The organism is Maritalea porphyrae, from assembly GCF_027213965.1.
GTDB classification, from domain to species: domain Bacteria; phylum Pseudomonadota; class Alphaproteobacteria; order Rhizobiales; family Devosiaceae; genus Maritalea; species Maritalea porphyrae_A.
In genome coordinates, this window is the sequence record NZ_JAPWGX010000001.1 from 160,987 (window position 1) to 177,610 (window position 16,624).

The 16,624-nt window shown below is 49.3% G+C and carries 37 protein-coding genes and 1 tRNA gene; 9 read left to right on the top strand and 29 right to left on the bottom strand.

Annotated features, from left to right (window positions below):
- Positions 1-11: 11 nt before the first annotated feature.
- The 29 genes from O4H47_RS00935 to O4H47_RS01075 all read right to left on the bottom strand — a co-directional run bounded on the left by O4H47_RS00935 (position 12) and on the right by O4H47_RS01075 (position 12,724).
- On the bottom strand, positions 12-1,295 hold the full coding sequence (locus O4H47_RS00935; RefSeq protein ID WP_269392053.1) for a hypothetical protein: 1,284 nt from the start codon (positions 1,293-1,295) through the stop codon (positions 12-14).
- Entirely contained in the window at positions 1,288-1,587 is a 300-nt protein-coding gene (locus O4H47_RS00940; protein WP_269392054.1) for a hypothetical protein, read from the bottom strand. Before O4H47_RS00940 ends, O4H47_RS00935 begins: the two co-directional genes overlap by 8 nt.
- An 87-nt stretch (positions 1,588-1,674) precedes the next feature.
- Complete coding sequence (locus O4H47_RS00945; RefSeq protein WP_269392055.1) at positions 1,675-1,896, bottom strand: hypothetical protein; 222 nt, start codon at positions 1,894-1,896, stop codon at positions 1,675-1,677.
- 1 nt (position 1,897) lies between these two features.
- Positions 1,898-2,077, bottom strand: coding sequence for a hypothetical protein (locus O4H47_RS00950; protein ID WP_269392056.1), 180 nt, complete (start codon positions 2,075-2,077; stop codon positions 1,898-1,900).
- Between the two features lie 48 nt (positions 2,078-2,125).
- Positions 2,126-2,410 (bottom strand): hypothetical protein, encoded by a 285-nt coding sequence (locus O4H47_RS00955; protein ID WP_269392057.1) that lies wholly within the window; start codon positions 2,408-2,410, stop codon positions 2,126-2,128.
- Complete coding sequence (locus O4H47_RS00960) at positions 2,411-2,587, bottom strand: hypothetical protein (RefSeq protein ID WP_269392058.1); 177 nt, start codon at positions 2,585-2,587, stop codon at positions 2,411-2,413.
- A 3-nt stretch (positions 2,588-2,590) separates the two neighbouring features.
- The gene (locus tag O4H47_RS00965) at positions 2,591-2,818 is read right to left on the bottom strand and encodes a hypothetical protein (protein WP_269392059.1); all 228 of its coding nucleotides are present in this window, start codon (positions 2,816-2,818) and stop codon (positions 2,591-2,593) included.
- A gap of 24 nt (positions 2,819-2,842) precedes the next feature.
- Positions 2,843-3,139 (bottom strand): Gp49 family protein, encoded by a 297-nt coding sequence (locus O4H47_RS00970; protein ID WP_269392060.1) that lies wholly within the window; start codon positions 3,137-3,139, stop codon positions 2,843-2,845.
- A 355-nt stretch (positions 3,140-3,494) separates the two neighbouring features.
- A tRNA-Cys gene (locus tag O4H47_RS00975) sits at positions 3,495-3,567 on the bottom strand.
- A gap of 164 nt (positions 3,568-3,731) precedes the next feature.
- A complete protein-coding gene (locus O4H47_RS00980) occupies positions 3,732-4,280 on the bottom strand; it encodes a hypothetical protein (protein ID WP_269392061.1) in 549 nt (182 codons plus the stop codon).
- Entirely contained in the window at positions 4,277-4,495 is a 219-nt protein-coding gene (locus tag O4H47_RS00985; RefSeq protein WP_269392062.1) for a hypothetical protein, read from the bottom strand. Before O4H47_RS00985 ends, O4H47_RS00980 begins: the two co-directional genes overlap by 4 nt.
- A gap of 9 nt (positions 4,496-4,504) precedes the next feature.
- Complete coding sequence (locus O4H47_RS00990; RefSeq protein ID WP_269392063.1) at positions 4,505-4,786, bottom strand: hypothetical protein; 282 nt, start codon at positions 4,784-4,786, stop codon at positions 4,505-4,507.
- A gap of 222 nt (positions 4,787-5,008) precedes the next feature.
- The gene (locus O4H47_RS00995) at positions 5,009-5,314 is read right to left on the bottom strand and encodes a hypothetical protein (protein WP_269392064.1); all 306 of its coding nucleotides are present in this window, start codon (positions 5,312-5,314) and stop codon (positions 5,009-5,011) included.
- Between the two features lie 385 nt (positions 5,315-5,699).
- Entirely contained in the window at positions 5,700-6,044 is a 345-nt protein-coding gene (locus O4H47_RS01000) for a hypothetical protein (protein ID WP_269392065.1), read from the bottom strand.
- Positions 6,045-6,079: 35 nt separating this feature from the next.
- A complete protein-coding gene (locus O4H47_RS01005; protein WP_269392066.1) occupies positions 6,080-6,403 on the bottom strand; it encodes a hypothetical protein in 324 nt (107 codons plus the stop codon).
- 18 nt (positions 6,404-6,421) lie between these two features.
- Positions 6,422-6,592, bottom strand: coding sequence for a hypothetical protein (locus O4H47_RS01010; RefSeq protein WP_269392067.1), 171 nt, complete (start codon positions 6,590-6,592; stop codon positions 6,422-6,424).
- On the bottom strand, positions 6,589-6,870 hold the full coding sequence (locus tag O4H47_RS01015; protein ID WP_269392068.1) for a hypothetical protein: 282 nt from the start codon (positions 6,868-6,870) through the stop codon (positions 6,589-6,591). The genes O4H47_RS01010 and O4H47_RS01015 overlap by 4 nt, the downstream gene beginning before the upstream one ends.
- Positions 6,867-7,076 carry a hypothetical protein gene (locus O4H47_RS01020; RefSeq protein ID WP_269392069.1) on the bottom strand — a complete coding sequence of 70 codons (210 nt, stop codon included), beginning with the start codon at positions 7,074-7,076 and terminating at the stop codon, positions 6,867-6,869. The genes O4H47_RS01015 and O4H47_RS01020 overlap by 4 nt, the downstream gene beginning before the upstream one ends.
- Positions 7,073-7,915: a hypothetical protein gene (locus O4H47_RS01025; RefSeq protein ID WP_269392070.1), complete on the bottom strand. Its 843-nt coding sequence runs from the start codon at positions 7,913-7,915 to the stop codon at positions 7,073-7,075. Before O4H47_RS01025 ends, O4H47_RS01020 begins: the two co-directional genes overlap by 4 nt.
- Entirely contained in the window at positions 7,916-8,452 is a 537-nt protein-coding gene (locus O4H47_RS01030) for an HNH endonuclease (RefSeq protein ID WP_269392071.1), read from the bottom strand.
- 40 nt (positions 8,453-8,492) lie between these two features.
- A complete protein-coding gene (locus O4H47_RS01035; RefSeq protein ID WP_269392072.1) occupies positions 8,493-9,857 on the bottom strand; it encodes a replicative DNA helicase in 1,365 nt (454 codons plus the stop codon).
- A complete protein-coding gene (locus O4H47_RS01040; RefSeq protein WP_269392073.1) occupies positions 9,857-10,543 on the bottom strand; it encodes a hypothetical protein in 687 nt (228 codons plus the stop codon). The genes O4H47_RS01035 and O4H47_RS01040 overlap by 1 nt, the downstream gene beginning before the upstream one ends.
- Positions 10,543-10,845, bottom strand: coding sequence for a helix-turn-helix domain-containing protein (locus tag O4H47_RS01045; RefSeq protein ID WP_269392074.1), 303 nt, complete (start codon positions 10,843-10,845; stop codon positions 10,543-10,545). The genes O4H47_RS01040 and O4H47_RS01045 overlap by 1 nt, the downstream gene beginning before the upstream one ends.
- Entirely contained in the window at positions 10,845-11,015 is a 171-nt protein-coding gene (locus tag O4H47_RS01050; RefSeq protein ID WP_269392075.1) for a hypothetical protein, read from the bottom strand. The genes O4H47_RS01045 and O4H47_RS01050 overlap by 1 nt, the downstream gene beginning before the upstream one ends.
- Positions 11,012-11,431: a hypothetical protein gene (locus O4H47_RS01055; protein ID WP_269392076.1), complete on the bottom strand. Its 420-nt coding sequence runs from the start codon at positions 11,429-11,431 to the stop codon at positions 11,012-11,014. Before O4H47_RS01055 ends, O4H47_RS01050 begins: the two co-directional genes overlap by 4 nt.
- Positions 11,418-11,816, bottom strand: a complete 399-nt coding sequence (locus O4H47_RS01060; RefSeq protein WP_269392077.1) for a hypothetical protein — start codon at positions 11,814-11,816, stop codon at positions 11,418-11,420. The genes O4H47_RS01055 and O4H47_RS01060 overlap by 14 nt, the downstream gene beginning before the upstream one ends.
- Entirely contained in the window at positions 11,813-12,331 is a 519-nt protein-coding gene (locus tag O4H47_RS01065; RefSeq protein WP_269392078.1) for an HNH endonuclease, read from the bottom strand. The genes O4H47_RS01060 and O4H47_RS01065 overlap by 4 nt, the downstream gene beginning before the upstream one ends.
- Entirely contained in the window at positions 12,328-12,504 is a 177-nt protein-coding gene (locus O4H47_RS01070) for a hypothetical protein (protein WP_269392079.1), read from the bottom strand. The genes O4H47_RS01065 and O4H47_RS01070 overlap by 4 nt, the downstream gene beginning before the upstream one ends.
- 1 nt (position 12,505) lies before the next feature.
- Positions 12,506-12,724: a helix-turn-helix domain-containing protein gene (locus O4H47_RS01075; RefSeq protein WP_269392080.1), complete on the bottom strand. Its 219-nt coding sequence runs from the start codon at positions 12,722-12,724 to the stop codon at positions 12,506-12,508.
- 92 nt (positions 12,725-12,816) lie between these two features.
- On the opposite strand from O4H47_RS01075, the gene O4H47_RS01080 reads away from it, so the two are divergent.
- The 9 genes from O4H47_RS01080 to O4H47_RS01120 all read left to right on the top strand — a co-directional run bounded on the left by O4H47_RS01080 (position 12,817) and on the right by O4H47_RS01120 (position 16,621).
- Positions 12,817-13,458 (top strand): LexA family transcriptional regulator, encoded by a 642-nt coding sequence (locus O4H47_RS01080; RefSeq protein WP_269392081.1) that lies wholly within the window; start codon positions 12,817-12,819, stop codon positions 13,456-13,458.
- Positions 13,459-13,718: 260 nt separating this feature from the next.
- Positions 13,719-13,991: a hypothetical protein gene (locus O4H47_RS01085; RefSeq protein ID WP_269392082.1), complete on the top strand. Its 273-nt coding sequence runs from the start codon at positions 13,719-13,721 to the stop codon at positions 13,989-13,991.
- Positions 13,991-14,182, top strand: coding sequence for a hypothetical protein (locus tag O4H47_RS01090; RefSeq protein WP_269392083.1), 192 nt, complete (start codon positions 13,991-13,993; stop codon positions 14,180-14,182). Before O4H47_RS01085 ends, O4H47_RS01090 begins: the two co-directional genes overlap by 1 nt.
- Positions 14,179-14,457: a hypothetical protein gene (locus tag O4H47_RS01095; protein WP_269392084.1), complete on the top strand. Its 279-nt coding sequence runs from the start codon at positions 14,179-14,181 to the stop codon at positions 14,455-14,457. The genes O4H47_RS01090 and O4H47_RS01095 overlap by 4 nt, the downstream gene beginning before the upstream one ends.
- A gap of 94 nt (positions 14,458-14,551) precedes the next feature.
- Positions 14,552-14,860: a hypothetical protein gene (locus tag O4H47_RS01100; RefSeq protein WP_269392085.1), complete on the top strand. Its 309-nt coding sequence runs from the start codon at positions 14,552-14,554 to the stop codon at positions 14,858-14,860.
- Positions 14,853-15,080 (top strand): hypothetical protein, encoded by a 228-nt coding sequence (locus O4H47_RS01105; RefSeq protein WP_269392086.1) that lies wholly within the window; start codon positions 14,853-14,855, stop codon positions 15,078-15,080. Before O4H47_RS01100 ends, O4H47_RS01105 begins: the two co-directional genes overlap by 8 nt.
- Entirely contained in the window at positions 15,077-15,385 is a 309-nt protein-coding gene (locus O4H47_RS01110; RefSeq protein WP_269392087.1) for a hypothetical protein, read from the top strand. Before O4H47_RS01105 ends, O4H47_RS01110 begins: the two co-directional genes overlap by 4 nt.
- A complete protein-coding gene (gene bet, locus O4H47_RS01115) occupies positions 15,382-16,203 on the top strand; it encodes a phage recombination protein Bet (RefSeq protein ID WP_419719578.1) in 822 nt (273 codons plus the stop codon). The genes O4H47_RS01110 and bet overlap by 4 nt, the downstream gene beginning before the upstream one ends.
- Positions 16,187-16,621, top strand: a complete 435-nt coding sequence (locus tag O4H47_RS01120; protein WP_269392088.1) for a hypothetical protein — start codon at positions 16,187-16,189, stop codon at positions 16,619-16,621. Before bet ends, O4H47_RS01120 begins: the two co-directional genes overlap by 17 nt.
- Positions 16,622-16,624 lie beyond the last annotated feature (3 nt).

The following is a 16,624-nucleotide window of genomic DNA, read 5'->3' on the forward strand; positions in this document are numbered from 1 at the left end:
TTCTGTGGGGCCTAGCCCATCCAGCCACCGGGGCCGCTATTGCGGTAATCCGGTTCAGGTCGTTCGGTTGGGCCTGGGTCAATTGGATGTGCGCCCATTACCCAATATCTAAATGCGTCTGATCCATGCGACGCCCAATCATGCAAGGGGCGAGGCTTTAACGTTTGGAGCTTTTCGTTGTATTCAGAGCGATACATGCGCAAACAATCTATGCCGCGCTCGCATCCTTTTTTATCGAACCAGATTTGGTTGAATTTCATCCGCACCGCGTTAATGCCATCGTCAACAGCGTGTTGAGGCAGTGGCTCATTGCAACTTAGACCTCTATCGCGCAAAAACTGGATGCGGCTTTTACCTGTTTGTAATTCCCTAGCAGCCGCGTCGTGTGGTAGAATGTGTTGGTGTATTGGGTAGGGTAGCGACTTGATGTGATCGACATAGTGATCAAGTCCTACACCGGAATTTTCGTAATAGTGGATCATGTGGTGTTCGCGCCCAACAATCTGGCCAATCCAAATTGATGTGCTGTCGCCTATCCCCAAATCCCACGCTGCTATTGTGTCAGCCGCCTTATCGTGGGGGACACTGGTGATCCGGTCCTCTTTTTCAGCCTGCTCAACTTCAGCCGCGTAATATGCGCCCTTAACCGCTGCTTCAAAGCTCGTTTCGTATTCCTGCGCGTATGCCTCTGGTGTCATATTGCGCTTGGCGTCTTCAAGTTCAGCCGCGTCAATAATACCTGTCTCTGAAGCCCTAAGTCGTAAAGTCATCCATGCAGGATCGTCATTGGCGGCGATAAATCGTTTGTAGAAAGAGTTCCTGCCCTTTGGGGTGCCAATGAACGTTGCCCATCCCTTGCGGTCACTTAGCGCAGCCCTGATAACCTCTGACCATGCCCTAGGGTCTTGATCCCCCGCCTCATCAATAATTGCGCCATCCAAATATAGCCCGCGCAACCGATCATAGTTTTCTGCGCCGTAAAGCCTAATTCGTGCGCCGTTGTGAGGTAGCGTTACGCTCAACTCACTTTCGGACTTTTCAACCCCCGGAATGGAAGCCGTAAATTCTTTGAGATATGACCAAGCCACATCTTTTGCTTGTGTGTAGGTTGGAGCGATATAGGCGAACCGTGGTTCACGCCCCGTATGCTCGATTGCCCGCTTCACTATGTCTTGAATGCAAGCTACGGTTTTACCAGCCCTTCGATGTGCAACCACACAAGACCAACGTTCCGATCTGTTCAGGTAGGGTAAAAACTGATCCCTAGCCTTGATATGCAGGTTGACCTTAGTCATGCCCGCCGATTGTCACATTGATTTCTAGCGAGTTGCCATCTTCACCCGTCACCTGCATTGGCAGTACTTTGCCTAACAAGCTCATAAATGGGCCGGGGTTCTCAGTCGCCTGGTGTTCAAGGTATGAAACCAGACCCTCATCACCGACGGAATTGCCAGCCTTCTCAGCCGCTTTTAGAATAGCGTCTTTGAGCAAAGCTGTGGTTTTGTTTGGTGACCCTTTAGGGCGTCCTTTGCCCGCGTTGGGGGGCTTTGGTCTAGCTCTATTCTCCACTAGTTTAGTGTTGGTCATGTGGCGCACTCCCTAGGGTTGGTGCTTGGATATTAAACTTATTTGAATTTTGATAATTGGCAGGTCAGGCAATAAAACTATGCCCTGTTAGTCCTTAGGGCGGGCGCACAACACTTTGTACACTTTGCCGCCATCTTTCTGAATTTTATGCACGGTCACTCGGTATTCGACGTTTGAGTGATGCTCCTTCATTCCCGCTGCAAGAATTGTTCCGGCTTGCTTCATCGTCAACTCATCGTCGCTATCGTGCATAGCTACGTGGTAAATTGCCCCAGCGAGTATTTCGCTTTCATATTGAACTTCATTCATGCTAGTTTGCCCCTAAACGGATTTCGTCAATTATGCGCTCAACATTGGCTTCCATGTCGTCAACTGTTGAGTGTTCAGCCATGTCTTTGAGTATAAAAAATGCTGCTGTATAATGATCGGCTTGAACTAAGTTCCCGTCGTCATCAATAATGTCCATTGCAAGTGTTTGGGTGTTGCTCATGGTGCTGCGCTTCTTTGTTTAACTGAATATGCAATTATCTTGGCCCCGCTATTTGGGAGCCTTTTGGGTGTCTTGAAGCGCTTCTGCGACGCGCAACCTGATAAGACGATCAATTTCTGCAACGACTATCTGGCGGTCAATTACGCTTTCAAGCTTTGCCGCGTATAGAGCATCGTCTAGTGGCTTCAGAACCGGGTCGCTTTCGAAGTAGTCGCGTAATTCAAACCGCTTTGCTAATCTTGCTTCTTCGGTCGCCTTGTTGGTTGCCGCGACACGGGCCTGCGCTTCTTCGTAAGTCTCGCCTTCGTTTAACTGCCCCATGCAACCAAGCATCTAGTTCACGCCTGCTTTAATGCGCTCAAACATTGCGTCGATTTCAGCCTCAGTGTCAGCAATGCCCTCATGTTCGCACATGTCTTGGAGGATTAGCTCCATTGCGCTTAGATTATATGCGCGAATTGCGTCCGCGTTTTCATCAGCGTTTAGGTCTATGACTGAGTGAGTGTTCATGTTCTATTCGTCCTCTAGGTCGTCGCAGCACTGCATTAGCTTGTGCTTACCGCGTTCAAGGAGAAAAATAGTTTCGCCCGCGTCCGCTTTCGATGACGCGAATACGAAATCGCCCTCTTTGTCGAAACCGACCAATACCACCTCTGAAAGTTCTCCAATTGAGTTCTCTAGGATAGAGTCCGGCTCCATGTCGTTGCGAGTAAGGCCTGTGAATTGGATAACGTTGCTCATGTGTCTTACCTTTCGGTATAGAAACTAGGATGCTAACTTGGTGCGAAGCGCATAGCCCTCGAAAGCCCAAATCTTGTTCCGGGCATTTTCTCGGGCGATTTTTCGGCCAATCTCTTGATCAAAGTTTTCCGGTGATGCGGCTGCGCTTTCACCAATGACAATAAAGCCGTTCTTTAGCGTCAACGCGCAAACAGTCATCGTAGTGCCTTGGAATACGTGGTATTGTTCTGAAACAATCGCATCGTCGATTAGTTGAGGGGTAAGCCGTGGTGCTGTTAGGCCTTTGGCTTGGATTTCATTTTCAATGTCAGTCTCGTTCATCTGTCTAACTTTCTGTCTGAGGGTATAGAAAAACCCCCGCTCAAGTGAATGAACGAGGGCTTATTACGACTGATCTAGCCAGCCAGCTTTCTAGAAACACCACAAAGTAACATGGGCTCCAGATTAGTTTTCAGCCCGGGTGCTGCACTTTAACCCCACCGTGTAAACCACAATAGGACGGGCTAAACTGGACGCAGGCGCGGAATTATTGGGCATCTCAACTCACCGCGAAAGAAGGCCATGAACCTTCAAACTATTTGACCATCGCGCTACATGCCAGTTAGCACTCTCGTTTTGGTTGGTCAGTTACCTGCAAACTTCTAAACTGTTATTACTGGCGGCTAGGCGTTACTCTAGCTATCTTGACGGGGCTCGAACCCGCAACCTCGCTTTGCACACGCGCTCTGTCCACTTGAGCTACAAGTAGCCCTTAACTTCAATTGCAAATCCATTAAGGGTTACGCTTCTACTTTCAGCGCCGCGCCAGTAATTCATCTTTCGCCATCTCTAGGCGCAACTGTAAATGATAACACAAGTGTCGCTGATTTTGTCCGATCTGTCAAGTGCAAAACGTGAACAAGTCGTGACTCAATCAGGAACGCTTGGTTCCAACCTCTATCGTTACCATGCCCCATTTCTCAGCTAACATATCCAAGCCTTTATGAATGGCCTCACCAGCTTTAATACGCGCGGTTTTTTCAGAACCTGTGAACATGCGCGGGTATCGGCGGGCCAGTTGCGTTGTGGTTTCGCCCCGAACTATTACCCACTCTAAGAAGTCGTAATAATAGCCCAAAATCATCTGCGCTTCAATGATTAGAGCCCGCGCATCCGCACCTTTGATCAGGTTTAATTCAGGATTTGCCCCACTGCTATCAACCGCCTCTTTGAGGGTGTAATCAGTACCCCCGCCAATCATGCCGCGTTCATATGTGTACAAAAACCGGGTTGCAATTTCTTCGCGCACCGCTGTCCTGTTCTTGAACTTGGAATAGCCGCCTAGCCTTGTGGCAAGGTTTACGTTTACCCGCTCCTTGCCTACCCTTGGATCGTTAGGGCGCTTTTCGTGCTGGTGCAAACGTTCAGCTTTTGACATTGTTGGGTCGTCAAGGAAGCGTGTTTGAATGTCAGCCTTGTTCATTTATTTGCTCTTTCTCTAGCCCGTAAGAACCAAAAATACACCGCTGCCCCTATCCCATATGTCGCAATCGATCCAAAAATAAACCAACCAGAAGCCAGTCCAGTGTAGCGCTCGAAGAGATAGAAAATACCCATTATTGCGGCAATCATTAAAACGTGCTTTGCCACCCACCACACGTCTAGGGCCATAATTTTGATTATTCTAAGCTTGTTCATATTGCCGCCTTATGTTGGGTTAGGAGTGACGGGCTGCCACATTTCAAATTCGTTCAACTCACACAAAACCAATTCGTCTTGCTTGTGGTTGTGAGGCTTGGCCATAAAGGGCGCGTCAGCGGCGGCGATACCAAAAAGAGATGCCAGCCGCTCTGACCATTCCTTTTCTGTCAGGTCGCCGGCAACGGTGTTGTCAATTCGGATAACGGCTCGCCCATCGTCTGTTCTCTTGACCACCTCGCCCCAAGGGGATTCGCCCGGCAACTGGATTTTCACAAAATCTTTCGTCATGCGCTTTCCTTTTGTGTGGTGGGGTTGCGCCTTACAGCCGCGATGTCATCTTCGTAGTTTATAAATTCATGCCTCAGTGACAGCCCGCTAACCAACCCCCTCATTTTGATTGTCGAGAACCGAGGCAGTCCAGCAGACCACCCAACCCCCGTGATCTTCATGCGAACTAGAACTTCATCGCCCACATCGAGATCATCCCCACTGCTAAAAGGTTCAAACCCATCACCCATCTATCAGCTCCTTTTCGTCTTTTGTGTTGAGCAAGGGCGCGAACATTTCAATATCTTGCTCTTGTGTCTTGGTTTGGACAGGGCGGAATGCTGCAATCGGCAACCAATCGCCTTCATGTCGTTCCAAAATTCCAGTAACTCTCATGCCGTATCCAGAAAATTCCGGGTGCGATACACACACTGTCCATTTCGACAGCAGCTCTCGAATAGTAAAAACATCCCCCTTTTTAACCTGTCCTTTTGATCCATCACGAATCGCCACCACCTTCGCGCCTACTTTTGCCCATGCTGGTATCATTGGGGTTTCTCCAAAGGTGCCTCTTTCCACTCAAAGCCACAGTTGCAACAGCGGCGAAGCAGATGCTCGCTAGTTTCTGCCACAACCGCTCCTCCAAAGTTCTTGACCTGCTGAGAAGGCACAAAAAGAGTCGAAGCGCCCGACGCTTCACATTTGATGCACTTCCCGCCTTTCCCGCTGTATCGTGTTAATTCCATCATTCCATTTCCTTTCTACATTCACCACAAAACCATTTGCCTAAACTTTGCTTTGCAGCTTCAATTCGTTTCTCAGCTATTTGGTTCATTGCCTGTCTTAGATTTACGCCATATCCAAAAGCCGCGTTCTCTGCACCGCATGTTTCACAACGAGTGTGTAAGCGGCCTTTGATAATGGCAGCGGGCATCTAATACTGCGCTACTTGTACGTTGTATTCAGCGGAGGATATGCGCCCCGAAACCCGGTACACTTCTACCTTTTCCCAATCTTCATGGACTGCAAACGTAGGCGACATAGGTGTGTTATGTCGTTCCATGCTTTTTAATAGCTCACGGGCTGGCTTTTCTAATTCAGGGGCAAGAAAACGGAAAAGTTCATCAACGATTTCACGCTTTGCCAGAGCGAACCTGTCATCGTTTAGCACTCGCTCCATTCCCTCGCGCACGAACGAGTCCCTTGCCCCCTCGGCCCGGCTTTTGAGAAATCTTTCAGCTTTTAGCAACGCGCCCAAATCAGCAATTTGTTCGCGCATTTTCCGCTTTTGGTTTCGCCCAAATCTTTTCCCCATCACACCCTCCATTCCATAATGAATGGGATATCCGAGTCACCATCGCCAAAACCCGCGTCTGGTGCGCTTTGTGGCCTACCGCCCTGTGACTGCCCCGAATTATCGCTGTTGCCGCCCTGTGACCGCTCTTTGGGCGGGGAAAGCAGTATGCTCATTTCAATCTTGTTGTTGTAAATCGTGGGGACCGGGATTGCGTCCAATTGCAGCCGATAACCTTCACCGTTTGCTGTTGGCCAAGCCACACCAATTTTTGTGAACTGCGCTTTTTTCTCGCCGTTCTGTTCGTAGTTGCGCACCATTAGTGCGTCTAAACGTTCGTTCATTCTGTCGTTTCCTTTCAGTTATGCGTTAAGAGCCATCAGCGATAAGGTGCTGGATAAGGTGATAAGCGCGTTGGTTATGTAGTACGGCGTAAATTTCACATACATTTCATCAGATAATTGCCAAGTCGCAACGGACATCGTGATAAGCAGCGACCACGAAAATGCGCAAACAAGTGTGAGCCAATTCATGTCGTTTCCTTTTTGCTTTTGAGGGTGTCGAGTGCTTTAAGCGTGTCTCTGCAAGCCGCGATATACCCCGGCTCTGCATGGTTCTTTGACGCCCATCTCGCTCGATGTTCCATTGTGCGGTAAACGCCTTCCAACGCCTCATTACGTACGTCTGCAATGAGGGTGGCTATGAGAGTTTCCCCATCTGGTTCGTTGGCATAGCCCGGGATGAAATATGACCTCTTGTCGATCGCAGACATAATCTCCTCCGCCCGCGCCTTGTCCTTGTCTGTGGTCATTGCTTGGCCTTCTCATTCCAAGCGATATGCTTGCCGTTTGGCCCTTTGAGAATAACTTTGTCACCTTCATTGATGTATTGATGGAAGTAGTGAACCGCTAAGCTAAGGATTGATCCCCCCGCAACTTCCATGCCATCAACCTCGACCCAATAGCGGCCTCGTTCCGCAATTTCTGGATAACCTGCGAACCCTGTTTCGTTCTTCATGCTGCGTCCTCTTGTGATGGGGGTGTGAGAAATTCAGGCGGGACTTTGCAGCCGGGGCTGCCGGGTTTTGGCCCCCACGCCACGGCCCAATCGCCTGATCTGTCGAAATAGTTCATGCGCTTCACCCATTCGCCGCCCGCTTCTTGTTGGGTATGCTGTGGTTTGAAACTTTCCCAGCCGTTTGCGTTTAGCCATGCTGCCATAGACTTGCGGAATGTGTTGTCGCGCTGTCGCATGGCCCGTTGCGCTTGCGCCGCTACCTGTGCGCAGGACTTGCGCTGTTGCGGCGTGAGCTTGCAGTATGCGAGATATGCTGGCTTTCGATCATCACCATCTTTCCAACGGTATGCCCAAAGTTCTGTTAGGAACTGGTTGAAGGTTGGCTGGTCGTCTTGGCCGTACTGATCACGCTCTTTCAGGATCTTTCCAGATGAATTAGGTTTAATATCTGGTTTACTATCTGGTATAGGTTGGCGATTTTTAGCCAATCCATTGGCGATTTCTGACCGACCCATTGGCGATTTTTGACCAATCGATTGGCGATTTATCGCTAGTCCGTACCAATTGGTCTTATCAAGCCCGATTTTGTTGTAATTGCCTTTAACGATAAACCCGTGTTCTACAAGCTTATTTAGCGCTGTTTTGATCTGGCTTACTGTCAAATATGGGAACTGTTCAGCAAACGCTTTTGTGCTGTTGTAAGTCCAGTATTGACCGTCATACAGGTGCTTATCGTTGCTCTGGTTTTTTTCAATCCAGTACGAGATATTTTGATAGATTGTCGCGCCTGTGACACCAACTTTTTGCGCGATTTCGGGATCAAATGAGTGCAAGGCCATTTATTGATCTCCCCGCTCTATCTTGTCGCTCTTGACGCTGTTGTGGTATCGGCATAGGAATTGAAGGTTCCCCAAATCATCCGTTCCCCCACGCGATAGAGGGGTGATATGATCCACGGCGATGTCGGATGTGGTTTCACACCCCTGCTTGGCACAGACAAAATCGTCCCCTCTGTTTAACAAAGCTAAGACCAATTCTGGTCTCGATTTTGCGAACTCCGAGCGTCGAGCCTTGCAGGCTTCATACTTCGCCTTTTGGTTTAAATCATCTTGAAATTCGTGTCTGTTGTACTCCGTAATAACACCGAGGAATTCGTCAAAACTCATCTCTTCAAATGAAGAGAGAATGCCACTACCTTGCCCGCAATCTGCTTCCCGCATCAGGTGATGACTTTTGTATTTCTCAGCCATTTCGATGGCGTCTATCAGATCGATCATTCGACCATTGACCAGCCAGTGCAACACTTCCTTAGCGTCGAGCACGATCCCATTGTTTCCTGAGAACCATAGGACACTTTCAATTGTAACCTTTGGCATTAAGCCGCCTCCCCGTCATTGTACTGTGATTGAAACGCCATTATGCAATCTCCCGCACAGCATTGTGTGCAACTGAACAATGTAAAAGGATGTCATTGAGATCACCGTCACGGTTCTTGCGAACCAGAAATTCTAGCTTGTCTCTAGAAGCGTCCAACTCGTTCAAATCGGTGTCTTTATTCATTTTTAGGTAGTAGTGGTCACGGTACAAAAAGCCGATAACGTTGGCGTCCTGCTCGATTTCACCAGACCACCGCAAATCACTCATCATTGGGCGCTTGTCGTCGCGGGACTCGACTTGTCGCGATAACTGGCACAGCAACACGACACAGCAATCCAGTTCTTTTGCCATCGCTCGAGCAGCGTTTGAAACCTCACTGGCCTCCGCTACCTTGTTTCCAGCATAGCGCGAAGATGGCTCAACGATTTGCATGTGGTCGATGCAAACCACATCAAGTGAAAAACCGTTCTTTTCAAACTTGGTTTTTTCTTCTCGAGCCTTGGCTTTAATGTCAGCCATCGTCAATTTAGCCGATGCATCCCACATGAATGGAATGTTTGACATGCTTTCCAACGCACCGTTGAGTGAGTTTCGTTGCCCCGACCTTAGTTCACCCCGCAAAATAGATCGGTAAGTCGGAGCTGCTGGCACCCCAAATCTGTCATAGAGCGTGTCTGAGAGCATCCGCGCGGCCAACTGCTGCTGCGACATCTCTAACGAGAAGAAAACAACCCCATGCCCATTTAAAGCGGTTTGACGCAAAGATGATAAAGCGAAAGCGGACTTCCCCATGCCGGGGCGTCCAGCGATCACATAAAGCTGCTGTTTCTTGTAGCCGTTTAATGCTTCATCAATCGTCTTGATACCAGTTGTGGCTCCTGCCAATAGATCGGGATTATCAATATCGCGCAGGAGGTCATGTGCACCGTCTTTAAACGTTCCAGCGTTCTGATCCGCGTCACCTGCTGCAACGTAGTCCAAGACTGAAATTAGATCGCTTGCCAAAGCAAAAGGGTCACAATCAACACTATAAACTTCGCGCTTGATCCCATCCGCGTTGTCTCTGATCACCCGACGCGCCCACAATCTCTTTAGGCTTCTAATTAGCCCATCAATTTGAGTAATTGGGAGCGCTAAGGCCATAATGTGCGCCATGAAATCACCGCGTTTCACGTCCGGAGCCAATTGCTCTGGCAGTGAGTTTAGGAGCGCCAGGTATGTAGTGTATTCACCCTCATTGGAGTTGGTTTGCAGCCGCTCCCAAAGTCGGGCGCAAACTTCTTCACTGAACCACTCCGCGCTAATCTTATTTGCGAATAGTGGAATACTCTTTGGCGCATTAATGAAGCTTCCAATGAGTGTTCTTTCAATTTCAGGATCATCAAACGGGGCTGTGCTGGTCATTAATTGCGCCCCCCTCGGAATTGCTCAACTTGGTGCACAGCGTTCAACGCGCACTCAAAAGGGTTGGTGTTGATTTGGCTGCCCGTAAAACGCAATGTCGCGAACCCGCTTTGTGCTAGCTCTACATCTCTTTCGATATCGTCCATCGCGTTGTGATAAGCGCGCCCATCGCATTCAATTGCGAAACCCTTTGGAGCAAGCTCTATTGGCAAAAACAAAGCAAAATCCAAGCGTCGGCCCGCAACTTTTAGCTGTGGTACGATAAGAGCGCGAGATGGCTCCATTAGCCCTGCAACCTCATCTAGTGAGGCACTTGAAACCTTGGCTGGAAAGCACTCACAACCTACCCACTGCGCAATTAACAAAGTCGGGAGTAAGGTCCGCTCAATTGGGCTTTCACATAACGCCATACCAGCGTCAAAACCTGCTTGCAGTTGATCAAGCGCTATCCTCTGGTCGCTTTCAGATGCACCGTTGTAAGCCTCTCGGGTGGTCATTTCATGCGCAGCGCACTTGAATGCTTGGCTTGATTGCCCCTTGTGAGACTTAAGGATTCTTGCCTCATCACCATTGCACTCCAACCGAAGTAGCAAAGCATCGCGAGCGTCCCCCAGCGTCCAAATGGTTGGGATGTAGCTCATAAACCCACTGTCATCTGCTATGTTGCGCTGAGGAACGTACTCCATTACACAGCGCCCATAGCTTCAAGCGCAGCCCGCGCACCACTTGCCGCCCGCTTTGCAAAGCGTTGGCGCATCACGTTGGGGTCTTGCGCATCCCACATGGGGTGCACTTTGCATGGGTTTGTGGGGTTCTTATAAGCGCGGGGCAGCAATGGTATGCCAGCGTCATCTAGAACGCGCTTAATGGTGACGTGGCTTGCGCCTAGCTTTGCCGCTATGTCTTTTCGACACATACCCGATTTGGCCAGCCGAATAGCTTCTTGTTTGCGAGTTTTTTTCTTTTCTTCAGACAAGCGATAAACCATTACTTCACTCCTTGAACTTCACCCATGCGGGCGCGGAACTCGACGTCTAGGCCAAGCTCACGTGCCAACTGCATGTGCGTTTCGATGTATTTGCGTTCGGCTTTTTTCTGCTCTTTGGAAGCAGCGCGAACGGTGATGATTGGTTTTAGAAAAAACTTGAAAATGTTCATGCCCTTACCCCTACTGCGCGGATTGCTTTAGCCATTTCACGAGCCTGTAGATCCACATCCGAACGGTCAGTCTGCACGTCACGCAAAACAGGGTGCATTTCGTCTTCACCCTCACCAGAAAGAAGGGCTGCAGTTCGAACGGCCAAAATTTGGGCCTCATGTTTCTTGCGCTCAATTTCTTCTCGCTCCGCTTTGTCTTGTGCTTGTTGAATGCGTATCCATTCGTGGGCGTCTATGCGGCGGCTTTCGCTGTAATGCAGGGATTTAACCCGGCCCCACGTAATGCCCGTCGCCCGCTCTACAGCGCTAATGCGCAGCTTGTAATTTGCACCAGCACCCGCCTTTAAATCAGCGATGCGGTGAATGGCTTTTGCCGTGGCTTTCGTTACCCACGTGCGTAACTCAGACAGTTTCATTTCTGAGAACTCCGAATTTGTTTCTAAATTTGTTGGTTTGATTTCCTGCATTTGAGAATTGTCCCGTCCTATTGATGAAAACGGGACGAGAAGCAGTTAGGAAAATCGAATGATAAAACTTGAAGAAGCTGTGATGAGCCTCATGCAAGATTTGGAAAAGAAAAGAGCGGGACGCGGCTTGGAGTTGGGAGGAGACCGCGCCCCTGTGCTGGGTAGGGAAAGTCCCAGCGTTGTCTACTTCCGCACCAAAAGACGGGGCAACGATTAAGCCGCCCCGCAAGTTTGGAGGGGTCACATAGTCATGTTTAGGACTAAGCTCCTGCACTTCATGCGCAGGCAGATGTGCAGCAACGGGCTGCACATTTGTTTGCTCATCGCGCATCATGTGTTGACCCTCTTAAAATCGCCATGAAGTTTTTTAGCAGCGGAGTTGTATGCTGCCGCTGCCTCTGCAGCCGTAGAATAGTAGCCGAGATGGTGACAACGATTGTTTTTCTTGACAACAGCGCGCCATTTGCGTTTGCTCTTTGCCCAATCGACCCCTTTGAAGCCGGACGTGTTGTTTTTCTGGATCCGTCGATTGCAGTTATTTTGGGACCGGTCTGCAAGTCTGAGGTTTTCCAAGCGATTGTCCGAAGGGTCACAGTTTGCGTGATCAATCTCGCGATCAGGGAGTTCACCATGAACATAGAGCCAAGCCAGTCGATGTGCGGCGAGGATAACGCTGTCCACACTAATGTAGATGTAGCCCCCGCGTCTCGTGTGTCCGGCAACATCTTCTTTGAAAACGCCGTGGCCGGATTTATTATGAACGAACACACCGGTGTTCTGATCATAGCGAAGAAGCTCTTTCAATCGCTCTTGCGTCAGTGCTTTTGTCTGTTCCCCCTTATTGGTCATTTCTTGCGACCTTGGCGAGATTGCTTGCGCCGCGCTTTTACTTTCGAACGCTTAGATGTTGGCAAGCATTGTTCATTCCGCTTTGGCGGTTTTGGGCGTGTTGGTTCGTCCATGAAGTGCCCGCTATTCATCAAAGCTGCTGCTGCGGCCATAATTACAAATGGGTTTCGCATCTTACGCTCTTTCTTTGGGGGTTTCGAAAAACAGCTTGTCAGCGAACCGAACCCGTTTGGCTTTGGCGGCGTCGCGGATCGCCTTCATGTCTGTAAGTGAAAGGGCAACGCCCTGCTCCCAACGCGAAACCGTTGGCTGTGTCCGCCCGATCAGCGCAGCAAATTCTGCTTGGCTAACCTTAAAAACGCGGGTTCTAATATGTTTGATTGCTGTTTCCATATCCCCAATATATACGCATACGCATTTAATGCAAGCATAAATATGCGGCTTTGCATTTTTTTTATGCATCGGATACGGATATTGTGCGCCCCATGAAAACAAGTGACGTAATTCGAGCGATTCTCAAGGTAAGCGGTTGGAACCAGTCAAGGCTGGCAGATCACCTTGGTGTGACACAGCCAACCGTATCAAGATGGATGAAAGGCTCCGAACCAAACGGCGCTCAATTCCAAGCCATTCAAGAGCTTTATCGTGAAGTTGCGTCAACACCCTCTTCGAGCCAGCAAGTATCAACAGACAATGGCATCCCAAACCTTGATATTCATGCTGGGTTAGGCAATGGCGGCATGGGCCATATTGAAGTTGATCCAGACACAATGCGCCCCCTGCCCCAATACACCGATGGGGATTGGAACATGCCCCCGGCGTTCATGTCGCGGTTTGGCAATATAAAAGGCGTTTTCGCTTTTGTAGTAACTGGCGATTCAATGACCCCGACCATTAAAGGCGGGTCAGCCGTGTTTGTGGACACCAAGCAAAACTACCCCTCGCCCCCAGGCTTATTTGTAATCGATACGGGCGACGGTAGGCTGGTAAAGCGCGTTGAGCTTATTCCGCGCTCCGAAGATATCCGCATAATTTCAGACAACAAAGAATACAGCACATACGAATTCAATCGTGAGGACGTGCATATATTTGGGCGCGTGATCGCTGTATTTAGTTGGAATGAATAACCCTCAATAAAAAGACCCGCCATTTCTGACGGGCCTCGCGAAATGAATATCGTGAAAGACGGGGCCTGCTTTATCAACCCCGCATAACGCTCCAAAACAATTTTTGTGCTACGGCCAGCAGAATATCACCGTGTCACTTCCACGCGCCCTTTATACACAGGGATAGCGCATCTGTAAATATTTTTATGCGTTCATGCATTTTTGTGCTTGCATAATTATTCGTATGCGCATATATTGTTCCTAACAAAGGAGCAATTCAGATGACAACAGCACTCGAAACAGCCTTCGCCAAAATGGAAGCCGCATGGGCGTTCAAAGCAACGCTAGACCAGTGCTGCGAAGCTGACGTTATTTACACAAATGCAAAAATCCTTGCAGAAACAAACAAGCCAAGCGCAGGCAGCTTTGACCAGCTAGCCTTCAACATTCAAAGCGGCAAAACAGCCCGCTACGCAAAGGCTTGCAAAGCGATGGTTAAACGCCGCGCTGAGATTTTCAACCAACTCAAATCATCAAAAGCGGAGGCTGCATAATGTCGCCAACTGCAATCAAGGCGGCTTGCGATCCGGTTATCGGGTGTGCGGTTCAGTCGCTAATCGAAACATCAAAAATCGGGTCGGCGGTTGCTGATCAGATCGTTCAAGAACGCCAGAGCGGCAATTATTTTGCAGCAATGGAAATTGCAAGCGCGTTCGATATGGCGCGGAAAGAAGGTGCGAAATGAACATTGTCACATACCAAAGTCAAAACGCGCCTGACGGATTTCAGTGGGTCGCGAAATGGCAGGTCACGAAAATTGTAAAGAACAAAAACCCCGAATTTGACGAAACGCATACACGCGATGGGTTCTTGCCTATTTGGTTCCACGATCAATCCGAACAAGGCGCGATTGATAAGGCGCAAGCATGGTGGGCAACAGGTGAAGAAAACCGCGTTGCAAAGCTTGAAGCAAGAAAAGAAGCCGCCGAAAAACGGGCGCGGAAAGAAGGTGGCAAGTGACCATTCTCAACACCCTATTAGCATCAGCATTTGTATTCACGGTTTCATTTATAGCGCCTGTAATTTGGGCAAGCCAGTATTTGGAGGTGGTGTAATGGCTGAGAAATTCACAAAAGGGCCGTGGAAGGCTTTGACCAACGGGAACGCATACAATTCAGAGACGGTGGCGACGTTCAAGGACGCCGCAGACGGTTGGATTTGTTCAGTTTATGACGATTGCGACACCTGTGCTTTGCCTGACGATGCCAACGCCAATCTAATTGCAGCCGCGCCAGAACTGTATGAGGCGTTGAATAAGCTGCTTGCAGTAGCGGAAATGACCACTTTTTCGGACAGCTATCCGGCTGAATGTGAGTTCGCCAATGAGGCTCTAAAACGCGCAAGAGGTGAACAACATGGCTAAACCAAACACACACGTTGATTTTCGCAACCTGTATTTCGCCCGCGTTGGCAACCTCTACATTCACCAATCTCTTGAGTGTTTAACGCCTACCAAAGCATGGGCATGGACGCCAGATAGCCAGCAATGGGCAAGAGCAAAGCACAAGTCTGATCTGGTGGCACAAGCCAAGCCAGTGCGGATATTGAACGTAAAACTAAAGCATGGACAGGTGGGAATATGAAGGATTTCGAATGGTGGCGCAGGTCAGTAAATGGCGAAAAACTCCCTTTGCACGAAAGCCCCGCCGAATGTGGATATTACAAAATGCGCGACAGGCGCGGATTGAACGCAGACTTAGCGCCAGCCAAGCGACCGTTTATCGCTGTTGCAATTTGGCGCGGTGAAGATGGGGAACTGCAAGCCGAGCGCGCAGGAACGCCAATTAACGTCGAATACATTTGGCCCCACTGCGCACGATACCCGATTTCATACGAAGATTATGCCTATTGGCACAAACACGAAAAATGGCCGGAGAAAGCAGCATGACACAAAACAACGTCGTTAAGATACAACCAAAGCGCAGCTTAATTGAAACAATGTCAGCGCAGTATCAAATGGATGCCACCATGTTTCAAAGCACGGTTCGGGCAACTTGCTTACCACCAAAATCCAGCAATGAGGAATTTGCGGCGTTTTTAATGGTGGCCAATGAATACGGCTTGAACCCAATCACCCGCGAAATATACGCGTTCCCAAAAAAAGGCGGCGGCATCCAACCTATCGTTGGGATTGATGGATGGATGAATCTGATCAATTCACACCCGCAAATGGACGGCATGGAGTTTGTTGACGAGCTAAACGAGAAGGGCAAAATGGTTTCTGTGACGTGTCGGATTTTCCGCAAGGACCGCAAGACGCACACAGAAGTTACCGAATACATGGATGAATGCCATCGCCCAACGGAACCTTGGCAAAAATGGCCAAAACGTATGTTGCGCCATAAAGCCGCTATTCAGTGCGCACGTTACGCGTTTGGCTTCGCTGGCATAATCGATCCAGAAGAAGCCGAACGCTCACCAGAAGTCGTTACAGGCGAATTAGTGGCGCCACCGCCACCAGTTGACGCGACTATTGTGGAAGACGCACCAGAACCACAAAGTGAAAGCAGCGAATTCGAAATATTCTTGAGCAACGCCAATGACGAATTTGCAGTGGCGGATGACCAAGAAACACTGACCGAAATCTGGAACGACAATTACGAACCACGCTTTGAAGATTTGTCGAAAGACGAACAAGAACAGTTGACCGGATTGTATTCCGATCATTGCGCAAGGGTTGGGGTTGAAGATGGCCAGCAAGAATAAAATTCAGTTTCGGCGACATGGGGATGCACTAATTCCCGCCTCTATTGATGATGCGGTTTTGTTGCGTGATGACTATGCAGAAGGGGCGCTATTAGACGCGGCTCTAACGCACCCACGATCCACAAAGCGCAATGCTCATTATTGGGCGGGACTGACAACGGCGGTCAAAAACTTTGATGACGATTTAGCGCGGAAATACCCAAAGAAGGAAAACCTTCACCGCGCATTGCTCACCTATCTTGGCCACACAACAACCACTTGGCAATTCGATGGGACGCCGCGAATTGAAGCCGATAGCACCGCATTTGACAACATGAAAACCGCCGATTTTGAGCGTTACTTGGAAAGCGCAAAAGCGCAACTCACGATATGGCTTGGCTATGACCCTTGGGCGTATGTCAGCGAAATAGCAGCATAGGGG